Annotated in this window: 20 protein-coding genes and 1 riboswitch; of the genes, 11 read left to right on the top strand and 9 right to left on the bottom strand. The window is 70.8% G+C overall.

Annotated elements, in window-relative coordinates; genetic code table 11:
* Positions 1 to 62 precede the first annotated feature (62 nt).
* The gene (locus ACR3ZA_RS05540; RefSeq protein ID WP_473660934.1) at positions 63 to 1,646 is read right to left on the bottom strand and encodes a sigma-70 family RNA polymerase sigma factor; all 1,584 of its coding nucleotides are present in this window, start codon (positions 1,644 to 1,646) and stop codon (positions 63 to 65) included.
* A gap of 217 nt (positions 1,647 to 1,863) precedes the next feature.
* Between ACR3ZA_RS05540 and ACR3ZA_RS05545 the strand changes: the two genes are divergently transcribed.
* The 10 genes from ACR3ZA_RS05545 to ACR3ZA_RS05590 all read left to right on the top strand — a co-directional run bounded on the left by ACR3ZA_RS05545 (position 1,864) and on the right by ACR3ZA_RS05590 (position 11,668).
* The gene (locus tag ACR3ZA_RS05545; protein WP_473660936.1) at positions 1,864 to 2,964 is read left to right on the top strand and encodes a YhjD/YihY/BrkB family envelope integrity protein; all 1,101 of its coding nucleotides are present in this window, start codon (positions 1,864 to 1,866) and stop codon (positions 2,962 to 2,964) included.
* A 10-nt stretch (positions 2,965 to 2,974) separates the two neighbouring features.
* Positions 2,975 to 3,808 carry an exodeoxyribonuclease III gene (locus ACR3ZA_RS05550; RefSeq protein WP_473660938.1) on the top strand — a complete coding sequence of 278 codons (834 nt, stop codon included), beginning with the start codon at positions 2,975 to 2,977 and terminating at the stop codon, positions 3,806 to 3,808.
* A 111-nt stretch (positions 3,809 to 3,919) separates the two neighbouring features.
* The gene (gene trpS / locus ACR3ZA_RS05555; protein WP_473660940.1) at positions 3,920 to 4,924 is read left to right on the top strand and encodes a tryptophan--tRNA ligase; all 1,005 of its coding nucleotides are present in this window, start codon (positions 3,920 to 3,922) and stop codon (positions 4,922 to 4,924) included.
* Positions 4,921 to 5,493, top strand: coding sequence for a GNAT family N-acetyltransferase (locus ACR3ZA_RS05560; protein ID WP_473660942.1), 573 nt, complete (start codon positions 4,921 to 4,923; stop codon positions 5,491 to 5,493). Before trpS ends, ACR3ZA_RS05560 begins: the two co-directional genes overlap by 4 nt.
* Positions 5,490 to 6,212 carry an HAD-IA family hydrolase gene (locus ACR3ZA_RS05565; protein WP_473660944.1) on the top strand — a complete coding sequence of 241 codons (723 nt, stop codon included), beginning with the start codon at positions 5,490 to 5,492 and terminating at the stop codon, positions 6,210 to 6,212. Before ACR3ZA_RS05560 ends, ACR3ZA_RS05565 begins: the two co-directional genes overlap by 4 nt.
* 237 nt (positions 6,213 to 6,449) lie before the next feature.
* Positions 6,450 to 6,579: riboswitch (FMN riboswitch) on the top strand.
* A gap of 81 nt (positions 6,580 to 6,660) precedes the next feature.
* Positions 6,661 to 7,734 carry a bifunctional diaminohydroxyphosphoribosylaminopyrimidine deaminase/5-amino-6-(5-phosphoribosylamino)uracil reductase RibD gene (gene ribD / locus ACR3ZA_RS05570; RefSeq protein WP_473660946.1) on the top strand — a complete coding sequence of 358 codons (1,074 nt, stop codon included), beginning with the start codon at positions 6,661 to 6,663 and terminating at the stop codon, positions 7,732 to 7,734.
* Position 7,735: 1 nt separating this feature from the next.
* Positions 7,736 to 8,365, top strand: a complete 630-nt coding sequence (locus ACR3ZA_RS05575; protein WP_473660948.1) for a riboflavin synthase — start codon at positions 7,736 to 7,738, stop codon at positions 8,363 to 8,365.
* Positions 8,362 to 9,627: a GTP cyclohydrolase II gene (gene ribA, locus ACR3ZA_RS05580; protein ID WP_473660950.1), complete on the top strand. Its 1,266-nt coding sequence runs from the start codon at positions 8,362 to 8,364 to the stop codon at positions 9,625 to 9,627. Before ACR3ZA_RS05575 ends, ribA begins: the two co-directional genes overlap by 4 nt.
* Positions 9,628 to 9,629: 2 nt before the next feature.
* Positions 9,630 to 10,112, top strand: coding sequence for a 6,7-dimethyl-8-ribityllumazine synthase (ribH, locus tag ACR3ZA_RS05585; protein WP_473660952.1), 483 nt, complete (start codon positions 9,630 to 9,632; stop codon positions 10,110 to 10,112).
* A gap of 167 nt (positions 10,113 to 10,279) precedes the next feature.
* Complete coding sequence (locus ACR3ZA_RS05590) at positions 10,280 to 11,668, top strand: MFS transporter (protein ID WP_473660955.1); 1,389 nt, start codon at positions 10,280 to 10,282, stop codon at positions 11,666 to 11,668.
* Between the two features lie 37 nt (positions 11,669 to 11,705).
* On the opposite strand, the gene ACR3ZA_RS05595 is transcribed toward ACR3ZA_RS05590, so the two are convergent.
* From ACR3ZA_RS05595 to ACR3ZA_RS05605, 3 genes are read right to left on the bottom strand one after another with little or no spacing between them, the layout of a single operon-like run.
* Positions 11,706 to 12,521: an ABC transporter permease gene (locus ACR3ZA_RS05595; protein WP_473660956.1), complete on the bottom strand. Its 816-nt coding sequence runs from the start codon at positions 12,519 to 12,521 to the stop codon at positions 11,706 to 11,708.
* Positions 12,518 to 13,342: an ABC transporter permease gene (locus ACR3ZA_RS05600; protein WP_473660958.1), complete on the bottom strand. Its 825-nt coding sequence runs from the start codon at positions 13,340 to 13,342 to the stop codon at positions 12,518 to 12,520. The genes ACR3ZA_RS05595 and ACR3ZA_RS05600 overlap by 4 nt, the downstream gene beginning before the upstream one ends.
* A complete protein-coding gene (locus ACR3ZA_RS05605) occupies positions 13,339 to 14,265 on the bottom strand; it encodes an ATP-binding cassette domain-containing protein (RefSeq protein WP_473660960.1) in 927 nt (308 codons plus the stop codon). Before ACR3ZA_RS05605 ends, ACR3ZA_RS05600 begins: the two co-directional genes overlap by 4 nt.
* Before the next feature lie 118 nt (positions 14,266 to 14,383).
* Here ACR3ZA_RS05605 and ACR3ZA_RS05610 point away from each other — a divergent pair, with 118 nt between their 5' ends.
* On the top strand, positions 14,384 to 16,261 hold the full coding sequence (locus ACR3ZA_RS05610) for an ABC transporter transmembrane domain-containing protein (RefSeq protein ID WP_473660962.1): 1,878 nt from the start codon (positions 14,384 to 14,386) through the stop codon (positions 16,259 to 16,261).
* 82 nt (positions 16,262 to 16,343) lie between these two features.
* Here ACR3ZA_RS05610 and ACR3ZA_RS05615 read toward each other — a convergent pair whose 3' ends face one another.
* The 5 genes from ACR3ZA_RS05615 to ACR3ZA_RS05635 all read right to left on the bottom strand — a co-directional run bounded on the left by ACR3ZA_RS05615 (position 16,344) and on the right by ACR3ZA_RS05635 (position 21,470).
* Positions 16,344 to 17,147, bottom strand: coding sequence for a TrmH family RNA methyltransferase (locus ACR3ZA_RS05615; protein WP_473660964.1), 804 nt, complete (start codon positions 17,145 to 17,147; stop codon positions 16,344 to 16,346).
* A gap of 143 nt (positions 17,148 to 17,290) precedes the next feature.
* Complete coding sequence (locus tag ACR3ZA_RS05620; protein WP_473660966.1) at positions 17,291 to 17,869, bottom strand: isochorismatase family protein; 579 nt, start codon at positions 17,867 to 17,869, stop codon at positions 17,291 to 17,293.
* 9 nt (positions 17,870 to 17,878) lie between these two features.
* Positions 17,879 to 19,459, bottom strand: coding sequence for a D-alanyl-D-alanine carboxypeptidase (locus ACR3ZA_RS05625; RefSeq protein ID WP_473660968.1), 1,581 nt, complete (start codon positions 19,457 to 19,459; stop codon positions 17,879 to 17,881).
* A 91-nt stretch (positions 19,460 to 19,550) separates the two neighbouring features.
* A complete protein-coding gene (locus ACR3ZA_RS05630; RefSeq protein ID WP_473660970.1) occupies positions 19,551 to 20,534 on the bottom strand; it encodes a Gfo/Idh/MocA family protein in 984 nt (327 codons plus the stop codon).
* Between the two features lie 108 nt (positions 20,535 to 20,642).
* A complete protein-coding gene (locus ACR3ZA_RS05635) occupies positions 20,643 to 21,470 on the bottom strand; it encodes a hypothetical protein (protein ID WP_473660972.1) in 828 nt (275 codons plus the stop codon).
* Positions 21,471 to 21,609: the final 139 nt, after the last annotated feature.

Consider the following 21,609-nt stretch of genomic DNA (forward strand, 5'->3'; position numbering starts at 1 on the left):
CCGTGGAAGAGACCGGAGACCGGCCCGGCTATGACGCCGGTTCTCTGAGAAGATTTCGCAGGTCAGCTGGTCTGCAGCGTGACCGGCAGCGCCGGGGTGGAGCTCAGCCGCAGCGGTGCGATCAGGTCGTTCACCAGCGAGTCGAGCGGACGCAGCAGGCTGCCCAGGATGCCCTGCGACCCGAGCAGCGACTCCAGGTAGCCGCGGTCGACGCTCTGCGACAGCGTGAGACCGGCCGTGTCGCCGGGAAGTCCGCTCACCGAGAGCTGGAAGGTGCCATTGGCGGCGACCGTCGTCGTGGCGAGGATGCTGCCCGCCGCCGTTAGCGAGACCGTGGCGCCCGGGGTTGCAGTGCCGGACAGGTTCAGAGTGACATCGGCCGTCACGACCTCGCCGACGACGTCGCCGACCCCGCCGACGACCTCGCCGACGCCGCCGACCACGTCACCGACGACACCGCCGACTCCGCCCACGACGCCCTCGACGGTCTGTGTGAGGCCGCCGTCGGCGGTCTTGTCGGTCCCGATGTCGCTCGGGTCGACCGGCTCCTCCTCCGGCTCCTCGACGTCCAGAGACGCCAGGATGTCCTCCCCGGGGGCCGGTGTCGTCGCGTCGGCGGACGAGCTCGAGGTGGGCGGCTCCGGGTCCGGGTCGGTCGGCGTGGAGCCCGAGAGCACCAGCCCGCCGCCCAGCACCGCGACGACCGCGATTCCCCCGACGAGCACGCCGGGACCCGCGGTGGCGCTGGCTCCCAGAGCCACACCGCCGACCACCGGCGCGGCCGCGAGAGACGACTGCACGACCGCGTCCACCGCCTCCGGCATCGGCGGAATCGCCAGGTCGGTGACGGGCGCGGAGTTGGAGGCCAACGCGGCAAGCAGCGAGCCGCCAGCCACGCCGCCGAGCATCATCGGCAGGAGCACCAGCGCGAGCCGCGAGCCGACCTCGTCGACCTCGTCGGCCACGATCGAGCAGCGGGTGCAGCCGGGCAGGTGGGCATCCAATCGTGACTTCTCGCGCTTGCCCAAGCCGTTGCGCGCGTTCTCGCCGAGCCGCGCCATCGCCCAACGGCACTCGTCCGAGAGCCCCTCATCGCTGATGTGCGCCTGCAGCCAGGCCTTGCGCAGGCCCTCACGGGCCCGATACGACAGCGCCGCGACCCCGTTCGGGCTCATCCCCATGATCGGGGCGACCTCGTGCGGGTCCATGCCTTCGACCTCGGTGTACCAGAGCACCGTCTGCCAGCGCTCCGGAAGTGCTCGGAATGCCGTCGCCGTCAACGTGCGATCAAGCGCCCACACCGTCGGGTCTTCGGGAATCCGCTCGTCCTGGAAGTCCTCGATCACGTCGACCTGAACATCTCGCGACGCTGCCCCCCAGCTGCTCGCGAGGTTCCGAATCGTCGTGTACAGGTACGGCCGGAACGCCCCGGTCGGTCCGCCACCCGCCAGAACACGTTGATAGATGCGCACATAAGCCTCAGAGACGAGGTCATCGGCGTCGATCGACGTGAACTGGCGGGCGACGCGAACAGCAGAACGGTAGTGACGGCGCCACAGTTCGGCGAACGCGCTCGTGTCCCCCGCGCGCGCTCGCTCGATGCACTCGCCGTCCGAAGTCAATGCCTTCGCGTTGTGGCTGTTCATCCCCCTGAACCACTCCCCCGGCCCCTCTGAAGCCTCCCGGGAATGGAACACACGCAAGATCGCCGTGACGACGGTTCCCTTGCATCTCCATACCCAGAGAGACGGGCCTCCCAGCAGGATATGACGGCAGTCCGCGAAAAAACATCCTCAATTTGCGAACACCGGGGAAACGGAGAGGCTCCGGCGCACCGCCGACGGCCCTCGATAGGGTCGAGGCATGACCGATTCGGAGGATGCGGCTGAGGCCGGGCTCCCCCACCGCGTCAAAGCCTGGGGGCAGCGAACGCTTGAGCGCGCGAAGGCTCTCGCCGAGACAGCGCAGGGGTGGAAGCCGGTTCGGGTGCTCCAGCACTTCGGCGAGCAGCGCGGGGCGCTCCTGGCGAACGGGCTCTCCTTCCAGGCGATCTTCTCGGTGTTCGCCGCCGTCTGGGTCGGGTTCTCGATCATCGGACTCGTGCTGGGCGCCGATGCCGAACTGCGCGATTCACTGTTCCGCGTGATCCGGCTCTCCGTGCCGGGACTTCTCGACCTCGGCGACGGCGGCGCGATCGACCCCGACGAACTGCTTGACGCGGCCGCGATCGGCTGGACCGGCGCCCTCGCGCTGGTCGGCGCGCTGTTCACTGCGGTCGCGTGGCTCGGCTCCGCCCGCAACGCCGTGCGCGAGATCGCGCAGCTGCCCTCGCCCCCGGCGAACTTCCTGCTGCTCAAACTGCGCGACCTGGGGCTCGCCCTCGCCTTCGGCGCCGCGGTGCTGCTCTCGGCGGCGCTGCTGTTCGCCAGCACCCAGGCCCTGGAATGGATCTTCCCGGCGATCGGCGTCGATACCGACTCGCGGATCGCCGCGATCGCGGCCCGCATCATCGGCCTGACGCTGATGTTCGCCCTCGACGCGGCCATCCTCGCGACGCTGTACCGCATCCTCGCCGGCGTGAAGATCCCGCCGCGTCCGCTCATGCAGGGCGCCCTGCTCGGGGCGGCCGGCCTCGCGGTGCTGAAGATCCTGGGAACGACACTGCTCGGCGGGGCATCCTCGAACCCGCTGCTGGCCTCCTTCGCCGTCATCATCGGTCTGCTGATCTGGTTCAACCTGATCTGCCAGGTGATCCTCATCGCCGCCGCCTGGCTCGTCGTCACGGCGACCGACGACGGCGTGCCGCTCGACCCGGTCGGCGAGCGCGAGCGACGCGAGCTGGAGGCGCGACTGCGTCTCGAGATCGAGGAGGAGGTGCGCGCCGAGCTGGAGGCGGCTCTCCCGCGCGCGGTGCGCTGGCTGGCGCGGCGTCGGAGCCGTCGGCAGGTCAGCGAGCAGAACTAGGCTCGGAGGCATGCCTCAACCGCTTCGCCTCGCCTCAGTCAACGTCAACGGAATTCGCGCCGCCTACCGAAAGGGCATGGGCGACTGGCTCGCCGCCCGCGACGTCGACATCCTCGCCCTGCAGGAGGTGCGGGCCGAGACCGAGCACATCACCGAGCTGCTGGGCCCGGAGTGGAACGTGCTGCACGATGCCGCCACGGCGAAGGGTCGCGCGGGAGTCGCGATCGCCAGTCGGCGCGCCGCCGACATCCACCGGGTGAGCTTCGGCGCCGACGACTTCGACTCGGCGGGACGCTGGCTGGAGGCCGACTTCGACGTCGACGGCACGCTGGTCACCGTCGTCTCGACGTATGTGCACGCGGGCGCCGTCGACACCCCGAAGCAGGTCGAGAAGTACAAGTTCCTCGACGCGATGTCCGAGCGCCTCCCGCAGCTCGCGGCGCACAACCCCCGCTCGGTGATCGTCGGCGACCTGAACGTCGGGCACCGCACGCTCGACATCAAGAACTGGAAGGGCAATCTCAAGAACGCCGGATTCCTTCCCGAGGAGCGCGCCTACTTCGACCGCTTCCTCGGCGCCGAAGGCGACGCCGACTACAACCGCGGTGCCGGGCTCGGCTGGGTCGACGTGCACCGCCGGTTCCACCCGGAGGTGCCGGGCCCGTACACCTGGTGGTCGCAGCGCGGCAAGGCGTTCGACACCGACACCGGCTGGCGGATCGACTACCAGCTCGCCACACCCGCGCTGGCGGAGGCGGCCGTCGCCTACGAGATCGACCGCGCCTCCGCCTACGACACCCGCTGGTCCGACCACGCCCCCGTCGTCGTCGACTACGCCCTCTAGCGGGCTCCGCCCGCCCCCCGCCGAGCGCTACCCAAACTTGCGAGCGCTACCGGAGATCCGGTGGCGCTCGTGAGTTTCGGTAGCGCTCGCGGGGGATGGGAGGATGGGGGGATGAGCCTTCCGCGTCTGTTCTCCGGCATGCAGCCCTCCGCCGACTCGCTTCACGCGGGCAACTACATCGGAGCGCTCCTGCAGTGGAAGCAGCTGCAGACCACCCACGACGCCGTCTTCTGCGTCGTCGACCTGCACGCGATCACCGTGCCGCAGGACCCGGCCGCCCTGCGCGAGCAGACCCGGCGCACCGCGGCGCAGTACATCGCCGCCGGGATCGACCCCAGCGCATCCACGCTGTTCGTGCAGTCGCACGTCGCCGCGCACGCCGAGCTCGCCTGGGTGCTGAACACCATCACCGGCTTCGGCGAGGCCAGCCGCATGACCCAGTTCAAGGACAAGTCGCAGAAGCAGGGCACGGATGCGGCCAGCGTCGGCCTCTTCACCTACCCGATCCTGCAGGCGGCCGACATCCTCCTCTACGACGCCGCCGTGGTGCCGGTCGGCGAAGACCAGCGCCAGCACATCGAGCTCACCCGCGACCTCGCGCAGCGCTTCAACTCGCGCTTCGGAAAGACCTTCGCGGTGCCGGAGGTGTCGATCCTCAAGGAGACGGCGAAGGTCTACGACCTGCAGAACCCGGGCTCGAAGATGTCGAAGTCGGGCGAGAGCCCGCAGGGCATCCTGTGGCTGCTCGACGAGCCGAAGGCGCTCACCAAGAAGATCAAGTCGGCGGTCACGGATGCCGACCGCGAGATCCGCTTCGACCCCACCGAGAAGCCGGGCGTCTCCAACCTGCTGACGCTGCTCTCGGTGCTCGGCGGCTCGAGCATCGCCTCGCTGGAGAGCGAGTTCGACGGCAAGGGCTACGGCGACCTGAAGGGTGCAACGGCCGAAGCCGTCGTGGCCGCGTTCGACCCGATCCGCACCCGCACGCTGGAGCTGCTCGACGACCCCGCCGAGCTCGACCGCGTGCTCGCCGGCAACGCCGAGCGCGCCGAGGCGATCGCCGACGCGACGCTGTCGCGCGTCTATGACGCGATCGGGTTCCTGCGCCGCGCATGACGCCGGTCGAGCTCACCACCGCCCGGCTCCTGCTGAATCAGCCGGGCGAAGGTGATGTCGACGCGATCACGGAGCACTGCCAGGATCCGCTTTTCGAACGTTTCGTGACGACGCCGTGGCCGTACCGGCGCGAGCACGCCGAGGGGTTCGTGCGCGAGTACGTGCCCAGCGGCTGGGAGTCCGACGAGGAGTGCACCTGGGCGATTCGTGGCGCCGCGGGCGATGCGCACCGCGAAGGCGAGCTGCTCGGCGTGATCGGCTGGCGCCGACCCGGTTCGATGATCGGCTACTGGCTGGGTGCTCCCCACCGCGGACGCGGGATCATGAGCGAAGCGCTCACCGCGGTCGTCGACTGGGTGTTCCGCGAGGGCCATGCGGATGCGGTCGGCTGGGAGTGCGTCATCGGCAACGACGCTTCGGCGCGCACCGCACGCGCCGCCGGCTTCACCTTCACCGGCAGCGCCCCGCTCAGCATGCCGCTCCGTGACGGCACGACGCGCCCCGATGGCTGGCACGCGGTGCTCACCGCGACGGATGACCGGAGCCTCAAACCGGGGTGGCCCGCGTGAGCGGCGGACCCGTCTCGGTCGTCCTGTTCGACCTCGACGACACCCTCTTCGCGCACCGGCGCTCGGTGGAGCTCGGCCTGCACGCGCACCGTGCGACGCTCGGCGACGCGATCGCGGCCGCCGAGCCCGATGCCGAGTTCACCCGCTGGAACGACCTCGAGGAGCGGCACTACCACCGGTACCTCTCGGGTGAGATCGACTTCCACGAGCAGCGCCGAGCGCGCGCCCGCGGCTTCCTCGAGCCGCACGGGGTGATGCTCGACGACGAGGCCGCGCTCGCCTGGTTCGACGCATACCTTCTGCAGTATGAACGCTCGTGGAGCCGCCACGAGGACGTGGATGCCTGCCTCGCGGAGCTCGCGGATCGGCGCCTCGGCATCATCACCAACGGCGAGGTTCCGTTCCAGACAGCGAAGTTGCGCGCGATCGGTCTCGACGGCGCGTTCGAGCACTTCGTGGCCAGCGGGGCGGTCGGCGTCGCGAAGCCCGACGCGCGGATCTTCGAGCACGCGTGCGAGCTGTTCGGCGTGGAGCCCGCGCGGGCGGCGTACATCGGCGACCGGCTGCACACCGACGCGATCGGGGCGGCGCGAGCGGGGCTGCTGGGCGTGTGGCTGGATCGCCCCGGCATCGCGACGGCGGAGCACCGGGCCGAAGCGGACGCGGCGGGGGTTCCCGTCATCCGCTCGCTCGAGGAGCTGCCCGCACTGCTCGCGTAGCCCCTCCCCGCACCAGCGCTGAGCGGCGCGGCGCGGCGCGCGCAGTGTGTCGTTTCTCCGGAGTTTTCGTCCCGCAGCGCGGCGACTGGCCCGGAAGTCCGGGGGATGCGCGCGAAGCCTCCGGAGAAACGTGCAGGGGCGCGGGCAGGGGCGGCGGGGCGGCGGCGCGGGCGATAGGGCGGGAGGCGCGCGGGAATGCGGCGCGCGAGGGCCGCGTTGTAGGCTGTGAACACGTAGCACGTGCTCCGGGGGCGGTGAAATTCCGCGCCGGCGGTCAAAGTCCGCGAACTCGTCGAGGCAACTCGGCGGGCCGAACTGGTGGAACTCCAGTACCGACGGTGAAAGTCCGGATGGGAGGATGCACGAGTTCGCAGGTGCGCCCGTCGCGCCCGCGAACCGCCGACCTCTCGGCACCCCCGGAACCGTCTGAGAACAGACCGAGGACCGGATGCGGAACACCGAGAGCGCCCCAGGCACCACGCCCGACGCCGCCATGCGTCGCGCCCTGGAGCTCGCGCGGCGCGGCCCCGCGACCGGCCCGAACCCGCAGGTCGGCTGCGTGCTCCTGGATTCCCGCGGCACCATCGTCGCCGAGGGCTGGCACCGCGGCGCCGGCACGCCGCACGCCGAGGTGGCGGCGCTGTACGATGCGCGGGCCCGCGGGATCGAGACCCGCGGCCTCACCGCCGTCGTCACCCTGGAGCCCTGCAACCACACCGGTCGCACCGGCCCGTGCAGCGAGGCGCTGCTGGCCGCCGGCATCGCTGCCGTGCACTACGCCGTGCCCGACCCGGGCGACGCGTCGAGCGGAGGGGCCGCCCACCTCGCCGCGGCGGGCGTGCCGGCAACCCTCGGCCCGCGGACGGCCGAGGGCGAGGCGCTGCTGCATCCGTGGCTGACCGCCGTGCGCCGCGGCCGCCCCTGGGTGACGGTCAAGTGGGCGTCGACCTTGGATGGCCGCGCGGCCGCCGCGGACGGCAGCAGCCAGTGGATCACCGGCACGACTGCCCGCCAGCGGGTACACGAGGAGCGCGCCGCCTCCGACGCCATTCTGGTCGGCACCGGCACCGTGCTCGCCGACGACCCGAGCCTCACCGCCCGCGGCGACGGAGGCGAGCTGTTGGCGCATCAGCCGCTGCCGGTCGTGGTCGGCGAGCGCCGCATCCCGAGCACCGCGAAGCTGCACGACCACCCCGCCGGGGTGCTCGAGACCGGCACGCGCGACCTGCACGCGGTGCTGCGCCAGCTGCACGAGCGCGACATCCGCCGCGTCTACGTCGAGGGCGGTCCGACGCTCGCGAGCGCGCTGATCGCCGCCGACCTCGCCGACGAGTTCTCGATCTACCTCGCCCCGGCGCTGCTCGGCGGCGACAAGCTCGCCCTCGGCGACCTCGGCATCCCGACCATCGGCGACGCGCGCCGCCTGCACCTCACCACCGTCGAGCAGCTCGGCGACGACCTGTTCATCTCGGCCGCGCCGCGAGCGGCCACGCCTCACGCGGCCACCCCCAAGGAGCACTGACATGTTCACCGGAATCATCGAAGAGCAGGGCGAGGTTCTCGCCTGGGAGCCGAGCGCCGACGCCGCCCGGATCACCGTGAAGGCGCCGCTCGCCGCCTCCGACGCGCGCCACGGCGACTCGATCGCCGTCGGCGGCGTGTGCCTGACCGTCATCGATCAGGGGCCGGACTGGTTCACCGCGGATGTCATGGCCGAGTCGATCGCCCAGACCACCCTGTCGCGGATCGCCCCCGGTTCGCGCGTCAACCTGGAGCGCGCCGCGGCGGTCAACTCGCGCCTCGGCGGCCACATCGTGCAAGGGCACGTGGATGCCACCAGCACGGTGCTCAGCGTCACCCCCGGTGAGCGCTGGAGCGTCGTGCGCGTCGCCCTGCCCGCCGAGCTGGAGGCGCTCGTCACCCGCAAGGGCTCGATCGCGATCGATGGCATCTCGCTCACCGTCAGCGCCGTGAGCGACGCGGGCGAGCCGGAGCCGTGGTTCGAGGTCAGCCTGATCCCGGAGACCCTCACCGCCACCACACTCGGCGCCGCGACGCCCGGCACCCCCGTCAATCTCGAGAGCGACATCCTCGCTCGCCACGTCGAGCGCCTGCTCGCCGTCGAGTCCCTCCGATCGAAGGAGCCGGCATGAGCCTGGCAAGCATCCCCGAGGCGGTGGCCGCGCTGCGCGCCGGCCGCCCGATCATCGTCGCCGACGATGAGGGCCGCGAGAACGAGGGCGACGTCATCCTCGCCGCCGAGAGCGCGAGCCAGGAGTGGGTGGCCTGGATGGTCAAGAACTCCTCCGGCTTCATCTGCGCCCCGATGACGAACGAGATCGCCGACGCGCTCAACCTGCCTCCGATGGTCAGCATGAACGAGGACCCCCGCGGCACCGCCTACACGGTGAGCGTCGATGCGGCGGATCGCCTCAGCACCGGCATCAGCGCGGGCGACCGCGCCCACACGCTGCGCGTGCTGGCGAACCCGGATTCGACGCCGGCCAGCGTGCTGCGCCCCGGCCACATCCTGCCGCTGCGCGCCGTCGACGGCGGTGTGCGCGAGCGCGACGGCCACACCGAGGCGGCGGTCGACCTGATGAAACTGGCCGGCCTGCGGCCCGTCGGCGCGATCTCGGAGATCGTCGACGAGGACGGCGAGATGATGCGCCTGCCGAACCTGATCCGACTCGGCGAGCGCGAGGGCGTGCCCGTGATCACCATCGAGGAGCTGATCCGGTTCCTGGAGGAGCAGCGCTGCGAGGGCGACCCGGAGGCGATCCCCGAGATCCCGGAGACCTCCCGCGTCGAGTTCGAGGTGGAGACGACGATCCCGACCACCCACGGCTCGTTCCGGGTGCGCGCCTACCGCGACCGCTCGACCGGCGCCGACCACGTCGCCTGGATCTCGGGCGACCCGGCGGGCAGCCCCACCCCGCCGCTCGTGCGTCTGCACTCCGAGTGCCTGACCGGCGAGGCGTTCGGCTCGCTCAAGTGCGAGTGCGGCCCGCAGTTGCAGGCATCCCTCGACCGCATCGAGGCCGAGGGCGGCGTCGTCGTGTACCTGCGCGGACACGAGGGTCGCGGCATCGGCCTGATCAACAAGCTGAAGGCTTACCAGCTGCAGGAAGGCGGCCTCGACACGCTCGACGCCAACCTCGCGCTCGGCCTTCCCGCGGATGCGCGCGACTACGGCGCCGCGACCGCGATCCTGCACGACCTTGGCATCGAGTCGGTGCGCCTGCTCAGCAACAACCCGGAGAAGGCCCGTCAGCTCGCCGAGCGCGGCGTCGAGGTCACCGAACTGGTGCCGCTCGTCGTCGGCGTCGGCGAATTCAACGAGGGCTACCTCGACGCCAAGCGCGACCGCATGGGCCACTCGCTGCCCGCCCACCTCCCGAACGGATTGGACTGACCATGGCCGGACACGGCGCCCCCTCCCTCGAATCCTCCGCCATCCCCGACGCCACCGGGCTGAAGGTCACGATCGTCTCGGGCCTGTGGCACCACGCGATCGCCGACGGTCTGCTCGCGGGCGCCCACCGCGTGCTCGTCGCCGCGAACGCCGACGTCACCGAGGTGCGCGTACCGGGCAGCTTCGAGCTGCCGGTCGCGGCGAAGGTCGCGCTGGATGCGGGAGCGGATGCGGTGGTCGCCCTCGGCGTGATCATCCGCGGCGGCACCCCGCACTTCGAGTACGTGAGCGCCGCCGCCACCGACGGACTCACCCGGGTCGCGCTCGACACCGGCAAGCCGGTCGGCTTCGGCGTGCTCACCCTCGACGACGAGCAGCAGGGGCTCGACCGCGCCGGTCTTGCCGGCTCGAAGGAGGACAAGGGCGCCGAGGCCGCACATGCGGCGATCACGACGGCGCTGACCCTGCGCGAGCTGCGCGGCTGACCCGTTCGACGCCGAAGAACCCGCGCGGGGAACGGCGTACACTCGACGGGGCCGCCAGAAGCGGCCCCAAATCTCACCTGCGACGACGCACACCACGGAGCGTCCGCCGCACCCCGCGAACTCCGACTGGTCTGACGCGTTCCGCACAACTCTCGGAGTACTTCACAGTGACCAGCACCACGGCGCCGTCTGCGCCCGCCAACCCGCGCTCGCGGGTCATCTTCGCCAGCCTCATCGGCACCACGATCGAGTTCTACGACTTCTACGTCTACGCCACCGCGGCCGTGCTCGTCTTCCCGCACCTGTTCTTCCCCTCGGATGACCCGACCACGTCGCTGCTGTCGTCGTTCGCCGTCTTCGGGGCCGCGATGGTGGCCCGTCCGCTCGGCTCGATCGTCTTCGGCCACCTGGGCGACCGTCACGGCCGCAAGGCGACCCTCGTCGGCGCGCTGCTGACGATGGGCATCGCCACCTTCCTGATCGGCGTGCTGCCGACCTACGCGGTGGTCGGCTGGTTCGCGCCGCTGCTGCTCGTGATCCTTCGCATCGGCCAGGGCTTCGCTCTCGGCGGCGAGTGGAGCGGCGCGGCCCTCGTCGCGACCGAGAACGCCCCCGCGGGCAAGCGCGCCTGGTACGGCACGTTCCCTCAGCTGGGCGCTCCGCTCGGCTTCATTCTCGCGAACGGTCTGTTCCTGATCATCGCCGCGATCCTGCCCTCGAGCGACCCCAGCATGCCCTCGCAGGCGTTCCTCGACTGGGGATGGCGCATCCCGTTCCTGTTCTCCGCCGTGATGGTGGTCGTCGGCCTCTGGGTGCGTCTGCGCCTGGTGGAGAGCGCCGTCTTCTCGCGCAGCAAGGCGGCGGGCACGCTGCAGCGCCTGCCGCTGGCGACGGTGTTCCGCTCGCACTGGCGTGAGCTGCTGCTCGGCACGTTCATCATGCTCGCCACCTACGTGCTGTTCTACCTGATGACGACGTTCTCGCTCAGCTACGGGCGCGCGCCGATCTCCCCCGAGGCGGGGCTGCCGGGCCTCGGCTACGACTACACCAGCTTCGTGCTGATGATGATCGTCGGCGTCGTGTTCTTCGGCATCTTCACGCTGGTGTCGGGACCGTGGGCCGACCGCTTCGGTCGCCGCCGCACCCTCATCGTCGTGACCGTCGCGATCATCGTGTTCGGCCTGCTCTGGGTGCCGTTCCTCGCCGCCGGCTTCGTCGGCGTGCAGGCCTGGCTGATCGTCGGTTTCATCCTGATGGGCGCCACCTTCGGGCCGATGGGGGCGCTGCTGCCCGAGCTGTTCCCGACCAGCGTGCGCTACACCGGATCCGGGATCTCCTACAACGTGGCCTCGATCATCGGTGCCGCACTCGCCCCCTTCATCGCCGTGGCGCTGTGGACGGCGGGCGGCGGCAGCCCGTTCTGGGTCGGCGTCTACCTGAGCGGTGCGGCCGGGCTCACGCTCATCGCCCTGCTGCTCACGAAGGAGACGAAGGACATCTCGCTGGATGAGGTCGGCGAGGACGCGCTCATCGAGGAGCCGCTGCCCCTCCCCTAGGTCGCGCTTGCGGCGCGGCGGCTCGGGCCCGTGAACCTCAGTCGAGGAACAGGGCCCGCAGTCGCCGCGTCGTGAACACCAGACCGATCGCCACCATGCCGAGGTAGTACCCGACATGGATGAGCAGCTCCGGCCCGATCGCACCGGTCGTCAGCCCGCGGATCAGCTCGACCCCGTGCCAGAGCGGCAGCGCCATGATGAACCACTGGATCGCCTCCGGGTACACCGTGATCGGGAAGAACGTCGCCGAGAACAGGAACATCGGCAGCAGCGCGAACTGCACCCAGTCCATCTGCTGGAACGTCTTCAGGTAGCTCGTGATCGCCATGCCGAGGCTCGCGAAGCCGAACGCGATCAGCAGCAGCGCCGGCAGGGCGAGGATCGCCGTCCAGGCCAGGTTCAACCCGAGCACCTGCATCACCAGCAGGAACGCGGTGCCGTAGGCGGCGCCGCGCAGCAGCGCCAGCGCGACCTCGCCGAGCGCCACATCGAGCGGGCCGAGGCTGGTGGCGAGCATGCCCTGATACAGCTTGCCGAAGTGCATCTTGAAGAACACGTTCCACGTCGAGTCGTACACGGCTCCGTTCATCGCCGCGACGGCCAGCAGCGCGGGCGCGATGAAGGCGGCGTAGGAGACCGGGGTGCCCTGCGCATCCGTCACATCGCCGATGTAGGAGCCCAGGCCGATGCCGAGCGCCAGCAGGTAGAAGATCGGCTCGAAGACGCCCGAGAGCACGATCACCCAGTTGGTGGAGCGGGTGGCGAGCAGGCCGCGCGCCATCACCGAGCGGGCGTTGCCCGCGTAGAGAGCGCGCGCGCCGGGCTTCGTCTGGGGCCTCGTCAGGGCGCTCACTTGTCGAGCCTCCGCACCGAGATCCGCACGCAGGCCTGCCAGCCGGCGATCGCGATCGCGAACAGGAACGCCAGATGGGTGGCGGTCAGCCAAATCGGCTCGCTCGGTCCGTAGCTGAGCTCGCGGCCGAGCTCGGAGCCGTGCCACAGCGGCGAGAGCCAGCCGATCCACTGCAGGAAGATCGGCAGCTGGGTGAGCGGGAAGACGGTGCCGCTGAACAGGGTCAGCGGCATGATGACCACCCGCTGGATGATCGCGAACTGGCTCCTGTCCTCGCGGAACGAGGCGGTGAGCGCGGCGATCGGGCTGAACGCGAGACCGGTGAGCATCGCCACCGGGATGATCAGCACACTCCACCCGAGCTGCACCGCGCCGAACAGCAGCAGCACCAGGTAGTAGAGCGTGCTCGTCATCGCCAGGCGAATCGTCACGAACAGGAACACGCCGTCGATGATCTGGCGTCCCGTGATCGGGGCGGCGTTCATGCCGGTGAAGATCGGACTCCACTTGAACCCGACGAAGATGCCGAACATGAACTCTTCGAGCGCGACCGGCACCGCCGCCATCGCCATCAGCGCGGGCGCGACGAAGACGAGGTAGGAGACGCCGTCGATGCCGTTCGGGCCGGCGTTGGCACCCACCAGCACCGCGAGCCCCACCCCGAAGGCGAACACGTAGAACAGGGGCGTGCCGATCCCGGTCGCGACGATCGTCCAACGGTAGGCGCGCATCGCCCGCAGCTTGTGCTCGGTGATGTACCAGGCGCCGAAGCGCCGCGGCTTCACCGCCGAGGCGATCGCCTGCTCGGTCATGGTGGTCATTCGATCAGGCTCCGCCCGGTCAGGCGCAGGAACACGTCCTCCAGGCTCGACCGGCGCACCAGGCTCGTGATCGGCTCCAGACCGCGGTGCGTCAGCTCGACGAGGGCCTCCTCGCCGCTGGAGGAGTAGATCAGGATGCGGTCGGGCAGCACCTCGATCCGGTCGCCGATGCCCGCAAGCTTCGTCGCCGCCTCCGCGTTCCGCTGCGAGCCGAAGCGCACCTCCAGCACCTCGCGGCTGGAGTGCTCGCGGATCAGCGCGGCCGGGCTGCCCTCGGCCATGATGCGACCGTGGTCGACCACGACGAGGCGATCGCAGAGCTGCTCGGCCTCATCCATGTAATGCGTGGTGAGCACCAGCGTGGTGCCGCGCTCCTTCAGCTGGAACAGCCGGTCCCAGAGGATGTGCCGGGCCTGCGGGTCAAGCCCCGTTGTCGGCTCATCCAGCAGCAGGATCGACGGGTCGTTGATGAGCGAACGCGCGATCGTGAGGCGGCGCTTCATGCCGCCCGAGAGGTCGTCGACCTTCGCGGTGACCTTCTCGGTGAGCTGCGCGAAGGCGAGCAGCTCGTCGGCGCGCTTCGCCACCTCGGCGCGCGGCAGCCCGAAGTAGCGGCCGTAGACGAGCAGGTTGTCGCGCACCCGCAGGTCGTGGTCGAGGTTGTCCTGCTGCGGCACCACCCCGAGCCGGGCGCGGATCTCGGGGCCGTGCTCGTTCGGGTCGAGGCCCAGGATCTGCAGGTCGCCGCTGGTGCGCGTCGAGACCGCCCCGACCATCCGCATCGTCGTCGACTTGCCGGCGCCGTTCGGTCCGAGCAGGCCGAAGCTCTCGCCGGGGGCGACCTCGAAATCGATGCCGTCGACGGCGGCGAGATCGCCGTACTTCTTGACGAGGGCCGACGCGCGGATCACAGGTGCTGACACGAAATCAGAGCCTATGTCACCCGGCCGACGCGGCGGCGAAAGCCGGAGGCGCCGGGTTAGGCTCGTTCCGGCGAAACTCGGCCCGCCGCCCGGCCCGCCCCTCTCGGAAGAAGTCACCATGTCCTCCCCCGCCCCCGCACGCCGCGGACTGATGCGGCGCCCCGGCACCGATGAGACCGGCCCGCGCGCCAGCTTCGGCCAGCTGCTCCCCTACCTGACCGAGCACCGCGCGGTGCTCGCCGTCGTCGTCGTGCTGAGCCTGCTCGGCGCGGGGGCCTCGCTCGCGCAGCCGCTGCTGGTCAGCCAGGTGATCGAGATCGTCGAATCGGGCGGCGCCCTCGGCATCCTGGTCTGGGCGCTCGTCGGGCTGGTCGTCGCCTCCGGACTCATCAACGGCTTCCAGCACTACCTGCTGCAGCGCACCGGCACGAGCGTCGTGTTCTCCGCCCGGCGGCAGCTGGTGCGCCGGATGCTGCGCCTGCCGATCGCCGAGTTCGACCAGCGCCGCACCGGCGACCTGGTCTCGCGCGTCGGCAGCGACACCACCCTGCTCTACGCGGTGATGACCCAGGGACTCCTGGATGCGGTCGGCGGCGCCGTGCTGTTCCTCGGCGCGCTCGTCGCCATGCTCATCATCGACCCGGTGCTGCTCGGACTCACCGTGCTCGTCGTCGCGGTCGCGGTGACCACGGTCACGCTGCTCGGCAAGCGCATCCGCCTCGCCAGCAAGCAGCAGCAGGAGAAGGTCGGCGACCTCGCGGCCGCCGTCGAGCGGGCGATCAGCGCCATCCGCACGGTGCGCGCCTCCAACGCCACCGAGCGCGAAAGCGTCAACGTCGAAGCGGATGCCCGAGGCGCCTACCGCGCCGGCGTCAAGCTGGCCAAGATCTCGGCGCTCGTCGTGCCCGTTGCCGGAATCGCGATGCAGGTGTCGTTCCTGGTGGTGCTCGGCGTCGGCGGCTTCCGGGTGGCCAGCGGCGAGCTGACGGTGGCGGACCTGGTGGCGTTCATCCTGTTCCTGTTCCTGATGATCATGCCGCTCGGGCAGGCCTTCGGCGCCATCAACTCGGTCAACCAGGCGCTCGGGGCGCTCGGGCGCATCCAGGAGGTCATCGCGCTGCCGAGCGAAGACGAGGGGGATGCGGCGCTGACGCCCGCCGCCGACCTCGCCGACCTGGCCGCGGCGCCCGCGATCTCGTTCGAGGAGGTGCGGTTCCGCTACCCGGAGCAGGCGCACAAGTCGGAGCGCGAGAAGGCGATCGCCGAGGTGATCGGCGAGGACGGTCTCGCCGAGATCGAGGGCGCCGAGGCCGACCGCGAGGTGCTGCGCGGGGTGTCGTTCGAGGTGCCGCGCGGGGCGCGGGTGGCGCTCGTCGGGCCGTCGGGGGCGGGCAAGAGCACGATCCTCTCGCTCATCGAGCGGTTCTACGACCCGACCGGCGGCGTGGTGCGACTCGGCGGTGTCGACGTGCGGGCGCTCGACCGGCTCGAGCTGCGGGCGCAGATCGGCTACGTCGAGCAGGACGCGCCGGTGCTCGCCGGAAGCCTCCGCGACAACCTCACGCTCGCCTCGCCGGACGCCAGCGACGAGGACTGCATCGAGGTGCTGCGCACCGTCAACCTGGGCGAGGTGCTCGACCGCGACCCGGCGGGGCTGGACGCGGCGGTCGGCGAGGACGGCGTGATGCTCTCCGGCGGCGAGCGGCAGCGGCTCGCGATCGCGCGGGCGCTGCTGACGAAGGCGCCGATCCTGCTGCTGGATGAGGCGACCGCATCCCTCGACGGCACGAACGAGCAGCTGCTGCGCGATGCGATCGACGCGGCGGCGACCAGTCGCACGCTGCTGGTGATCGCGCACCGCCTGTCGACGGTGGTGGATTCGGATCGCATCGTCGTGCTCGACCACGGCCAGGTCGTCGGCACCGGCACCCACACCGAGCTGGTGGCCTCGACGCCCTTGTATCGCGACCTAGCCCACCACCAACTCCTCGTCTAAGAGCGGCAGGGATGCATCCCGCGCGCCGAGGAGTGCCGCGCGCGTCACTCGGTTGCGTCAGGGATGCATCCCTGGCGCCCCGTCAGACGAGGGCGTAGAGGGCTACGGCGGAGGCGGCGGCCACGTTGAGGGAGTCGATGCCGTGGTGCATCGGGATCTGCACGTGCACGTCGGCGTGGGCGAGCGCCTCGGGCGACAGGCCCGCACCCTCGGTGCCGAGCAGCAGGGCGACCCGCTCCGGTGCACGAGCAGCGTAGTCGCGCAGCGCCACCGCCTCCGGGGTGAGCGCCAACGCGGCGATCTCGAAACCGGCGTCGCGCAGCACCGGCGCCGCGAGCTCCCAGGCCGGCAGTCGCGTCCACGGCACCTGCAGCACCGTCCCCATGCTGACGCGCAGCGAGCGCCGGTAGAACGGGTCCGCACAGCGCGGCGTCACGAACACGGCATCCGCCCCGATGCCCGCCACCGAGCGGAAGATCGCCCCCACATTGGTCGGGTCGACGACGTCCTCGATCACGACCACCCGGCGGGCGCCCGCCAGCAGCGACTCCGGCGACGGCAGCGCGGGGCGCTCCAGCGAGGCGACCACCCCGCGGTGCACCTGATAGCCGGTCAGTTCGGCGAGCAGCTCAGGCGGCCCGGTGAACACCGGAACGCGCTCCGCGTGCGGGCCCAGCAGTGCTAGCGACTCCTCCACCGACGAGGCGAGCGACAGCACCGCGCGCGGCGTGTGGCCCGCCCGCAGCGCGCGCTCCAGCACGAGCAGCGACTCGACGAGGAAGATCCCGTTCTCGGTGCCTCGCGCCCCGCGCAGCTCGACATCGGTGTGGCGCGCGAAGTCGTTCAGCCGCGGGTCGCTGAGCTCCGACAGCTCAACGACGGGCACGTCAGACGAAGACGACGAACACGAAGGCGACGGCGAGCGCGAGCGCGCCGAGCACGGCGAGGGGAAGAAGGATGCGGGCGATCATGACTCCAGCATCCCATCACCGCCCGCGGATACGCGACTCACCGCGACGGCCCGGCGACTCAGCGGACGACCGCGAGCTCCGCTCCGGCCGACTCGAGTTCCTCGAGCGCGGCGGCGCTGGACGCCAGCGCGACCCCGGCCACCAGGTCGGTCAGCACGCGCACCCGCCAGCCGCCGTCGATCGCATCGAGCGCGGACGCGCGCACGCAGTAGTCGGTCGCGATGCCGACGACGTCGATGTCGGTGACCTCGTGCGCGTCCAGCACCTGCGGCACCGTCTGCCCGTCGTCGGTGGTGCCCTCGTAGATCGAGTAGGCGGGCACGCCCTGGCCCTTCTTGATGTGCACATCGATGAGCGACACATCCAGCGCCGGGTGGTACTCCGCACCCGGCGTGCCCGCGACGCAGTGCGTCGGCCAGGTGGTGACGAAGTCGGGCTCCGCGTCGACGGCGAAGTGGCCGCCGTTGTCGTCGTCGCCGTGATGCCAGTCGCGCGAGGCGATCACCACGTCGTAGCGATCGGGATGCGCCTCCAGGTACTCCGTGATGCCCGCCGCGACCGCCGCGCCGCCGTCGACCCCGAGCGCGCCGCCCTCGGTGAAGTCGTTCTGAACGTCGATGATGAACAGCGCGCGCATGGGTGCCTCCTAGTAGTTGGCGAGGTTGCTTCCGCAACGATAGAAGCCCGTCACCAGACTGTCGATGGCGTCTTTCGCATCGGAGCTGATGCCGTCGCGCACCGCCGAGACCGAGTAGGCGATCAACGAGCCGTCCTTGGCCTCGACGATGCCGGCGAGGCTGTAGGCGGTGGTGATCCAGCCGGTCTTGCCGTAGACGTTGCCCCGGGCATCCGCGTTGTCGCCGCCGAAGCGATCCCGCAGCGAACCGGTGACCCCCGCCAGGGACAGGCCGTCGCGCACATAGCTGAGCCCGTCGTTGCCCTCCCAGACCAGCGCCATGAACTCGGCGACCTGGGTCATGCTGACCGCGTTGTTGGCACTCAGCCCCGAGCCGTCGGCCACGACCATGCCGCTCGTGTCGGCACCGAAGGAGCCGACAGCGCTGGGGATCGCGGAGCGCAGGGACGAGGCGGATCCGTCGAGTCCGGAGTTCTTCGACACCACGCGCGCGAGCACCTCGGCGAGCGTGTTGTCGCTGTCGAGCAGCATCTGCTTGATCAGGACGGAGACCGGCTGCGACGACACCTGCCCGAGCACCGTGGCGCCCGACAGCGCCGAACCGCTCGAGGTGGTGACCGTCTCGGCGAGCACCCCGCCCGGGTCGGCCGCACGAAGCGCGCTGAGGAACGCCGCACCGGCCGTCGCAACGGGATCGGTGCCGCGCGGGCTGACCGCCTTCGTCGGGTCGGCGCGATCGCCGTCGACCTGCAGCGCCGTGACCTCCGAGTGATAGCCCGTGGTCTGCTCGCTGCGCGCCCAGCTGGAGTCCCAGTTGTCGGCGGGGTTCCAGTAGGTCGCGTCGAGAATCACCTGCGTGATCGGAACGTCGGGATGCTCCGTCTGGTACTTGGCGATCGCCTGCGCCGCGAGGTCGGAGAGCTTGGCCGCACCCGGGTAGTAGCTCTGGGAGCCTTCCGGGAGGGCGCTCAGCGTGGCGTCGCCGCGCCCCACGAGCACGATCGTGCCGGGCACGTTGCCGTCGACGACCTGCGTCGTGAGCTTGTAGTCGGGGCCGAGCACGGCGATGGCGGCGGCGGCCGTGTACACCTTCATGACGCTGCCGACGCGCACGGCGGTGCCTCTGCGACGCGCCAGCAGCTCGACCGAGTCGTCGGAGTCGATCAGCGTCGCCGAGATGTAGACCTTCTTGAGTCGGTCGTCGCTCACCTGATCGGCCACCGAGCACGTCCGCAACAGCACGGAGTCGGCGACCTCGGCGGGCAGTTCGCGCTCGGCGATGGGCTCCTCGGTCTCGATCACGACCGGCACCTCGACGTTGGAGGCGACGGCGATTCCGGTGAACACCGCGCCGGTGCCGAGGCCGACGAAGGCGACGACGATGGCCGAGATCAGCCAGGTGGTCGGATGCGCGCGGATGGCTCGGAGAATGCCGCCGACGAGCCCCACCCGGGGCTCCGGCTCCGCCTGAGCCGCATCCGTCGGCAGCACGACGGTTGCCAGTTCGCTGCCCGGCGTCTCGGCGGATCCGCCTCGGCGCCCGGCGGCCTCGCGTGCCGCTCGGCGGCTGATCGGGGGCTCGTCGCTCACTCGGCCATGATAGGCGACGACGTCCCGAGGTTCTCTCGCGAGAGCCGCCGCGGGCGGTCACGCCCGGCAGCTCTGCGCCCCGGGCCTCGGGTCACTCTCCGGGGAACCGCAGGCCGATCTGCGCACGGATCTCGTCGAGGCTCGCCATGATGGCCACCGACTCGGCGGGGGTGATCTCCGGCGTCTCGGTGACGCCGGCGGCGATCATGCCCTCCAGCGCGAGAGCCTGGAACTGCATCCCGCGCCCCTCCACGGCGATCTCGATGCGCTCGAGCACCTCGCCGTCGTTCGCGACCACAGTCGCGGTGCTCGGCATGTACCAGACATGGTCGACCTCGATCCGACCTTCCGAGCCGACGATGGTCGCGCGGTTCGATCCGGCGCCATCCATCTGCGTGTGCAGCACCGCGTGCGCACCGCCGGCGTAGCGGTAGACGATCGAGGTCTGAAGGTCGAGCCCGTCGTCGTTGAGCGTTCCGACCGCGGTCGTCGACTCCGGCTCCCCGAACAGGTCCCAGGCGAGCGCGACCGGGTAGATGCCGAGGTCCAGGAGGGCGCCGCCGCCGCGCGCCGGGTCGAGCAGTCGACCGCCGGGGCGGTTGGCGAGCTGCTGGTCGTGGGTGGCGGTGAGCGAGCGCAGTTCGCCGATGGTGCCGGCCGCGATCATTTCGCGGATGCGCACCATGTGCGGCAGGAACCGCGTCCACATGGCCTCCAGCACGGTGACGCCGTTGGCCGCGGCGGCGTCGACGACCGCCTGCGCCTCGGTCGCGGTGATCGTGTACGGCTTCTCCAGCAGCACGTGCTTGCCCGCATTCAAGGCGAGGATGGCGTGCTGCGCGTGGGCGTTCTGCGTGGTCGCGACGTAGATGACGTCAACCTCGGGGTCGGCGACGAGCTCCTCGTAGCTGCCGTGACGGTTCGGAATTCCGAACCGCTCGCCGAACTCGGTGGCGCGCTCGAGCGAACGCGACCCCACGGCGACCACGGGGGAACCCACCAGCTGCAGGTCCTTCGTCATCGAGGCGGCGATGCCGCCGGGTCCGAGAATGCCCCATCGCAGTCGTTCGCTCATGCCTTCACCCTACTGAGGTGCGCGGCTCCATCTGGCCGCGAGGATGCGCGAGAACGCCAACGCCGGGGCGCGCGCTGAGATGCGCGCCCCGGCGGGTCTTGGGCGCTCCTAGCAGCTCCCCCAGCGGGCGGCGGCCCGCGTGAAGCTGTAGGGCTCGTTCGGAACGCCACCGTGCGTCATGGCGAGGTAGATGCACACGCCGCCGGTGCCTCCCGTGTAGGTGGGGCGGTAGAGCGAGTTGCGGTGCGCGGTCGAGTTCCACCACTTCTGGGCCACGGTGGCGCCAGTGTTGCCCGAGCCGCCGGCGAGGTTGCCGTCGCAGCCTTCGATCTTCTTGCCGTCGCTGCGCTTGGCCGTGTTGGTGTGGCCCCACGCGCTCGACGGGTTCGTGCTCGGGTCTTCCGCCATCCAGAACAGGCGGGTCTCCATGCAGGAGTCGTAGCGGAAGTTCGCCATCGGAACCGGGTTCAGGCAGTTGGCGACGCGGATCGCGTTGTACGCCGCGGCGAACGAGGCGATGTCGCTGGTGGTCGTGCCGGCGACGCCTCCGGAGCTGGTGCGTCCGGGAGCCGAGCCGGTGGAGCCGCCCACATTCGACGGGCACGAGGCGCCCTTCGCCGCGAGGGCGGCTTGGCGCTGCGCGGTGCCGCTGGCGATGCTCGCGGCGCTCACGACGACGGGCGGCGGAGGCGGCGGAACCGGCTTCTGCGCGAGGTGCTCGACGTCGACGCTGAGGTCGATCTTCGGCTTCTCGACTTCGAGGATGCTCGCCACCGGCTGCGTGACCGCGGCGAGCGCGGCGGCCGGGTTGGCGATGCTCTGGCCCTGCGCCACGAGCGACGTGGACACGATCGGAGCGATCCCGATCCCTGCGGCCTCCGCGGACGGCGTCAAGGCCGGACCGCCGCCGCCGAGGAACGGCAGCGCGACGGTCATGACGGTGGTGAAGACCGCACCGAGTACAACTGGTCGTCCAATAGTCACGCGATCCCCCCCGAGATCTCGAAGACGCCATCCCCCCTCAGAGCGGCGCTGTGGTTGGGAGGCTATGCCCTGCTGTGCGGCCGGGGCAAGC

Source organism: Herbiconiux sp. J20-20 (assembly GCF_057365085.1).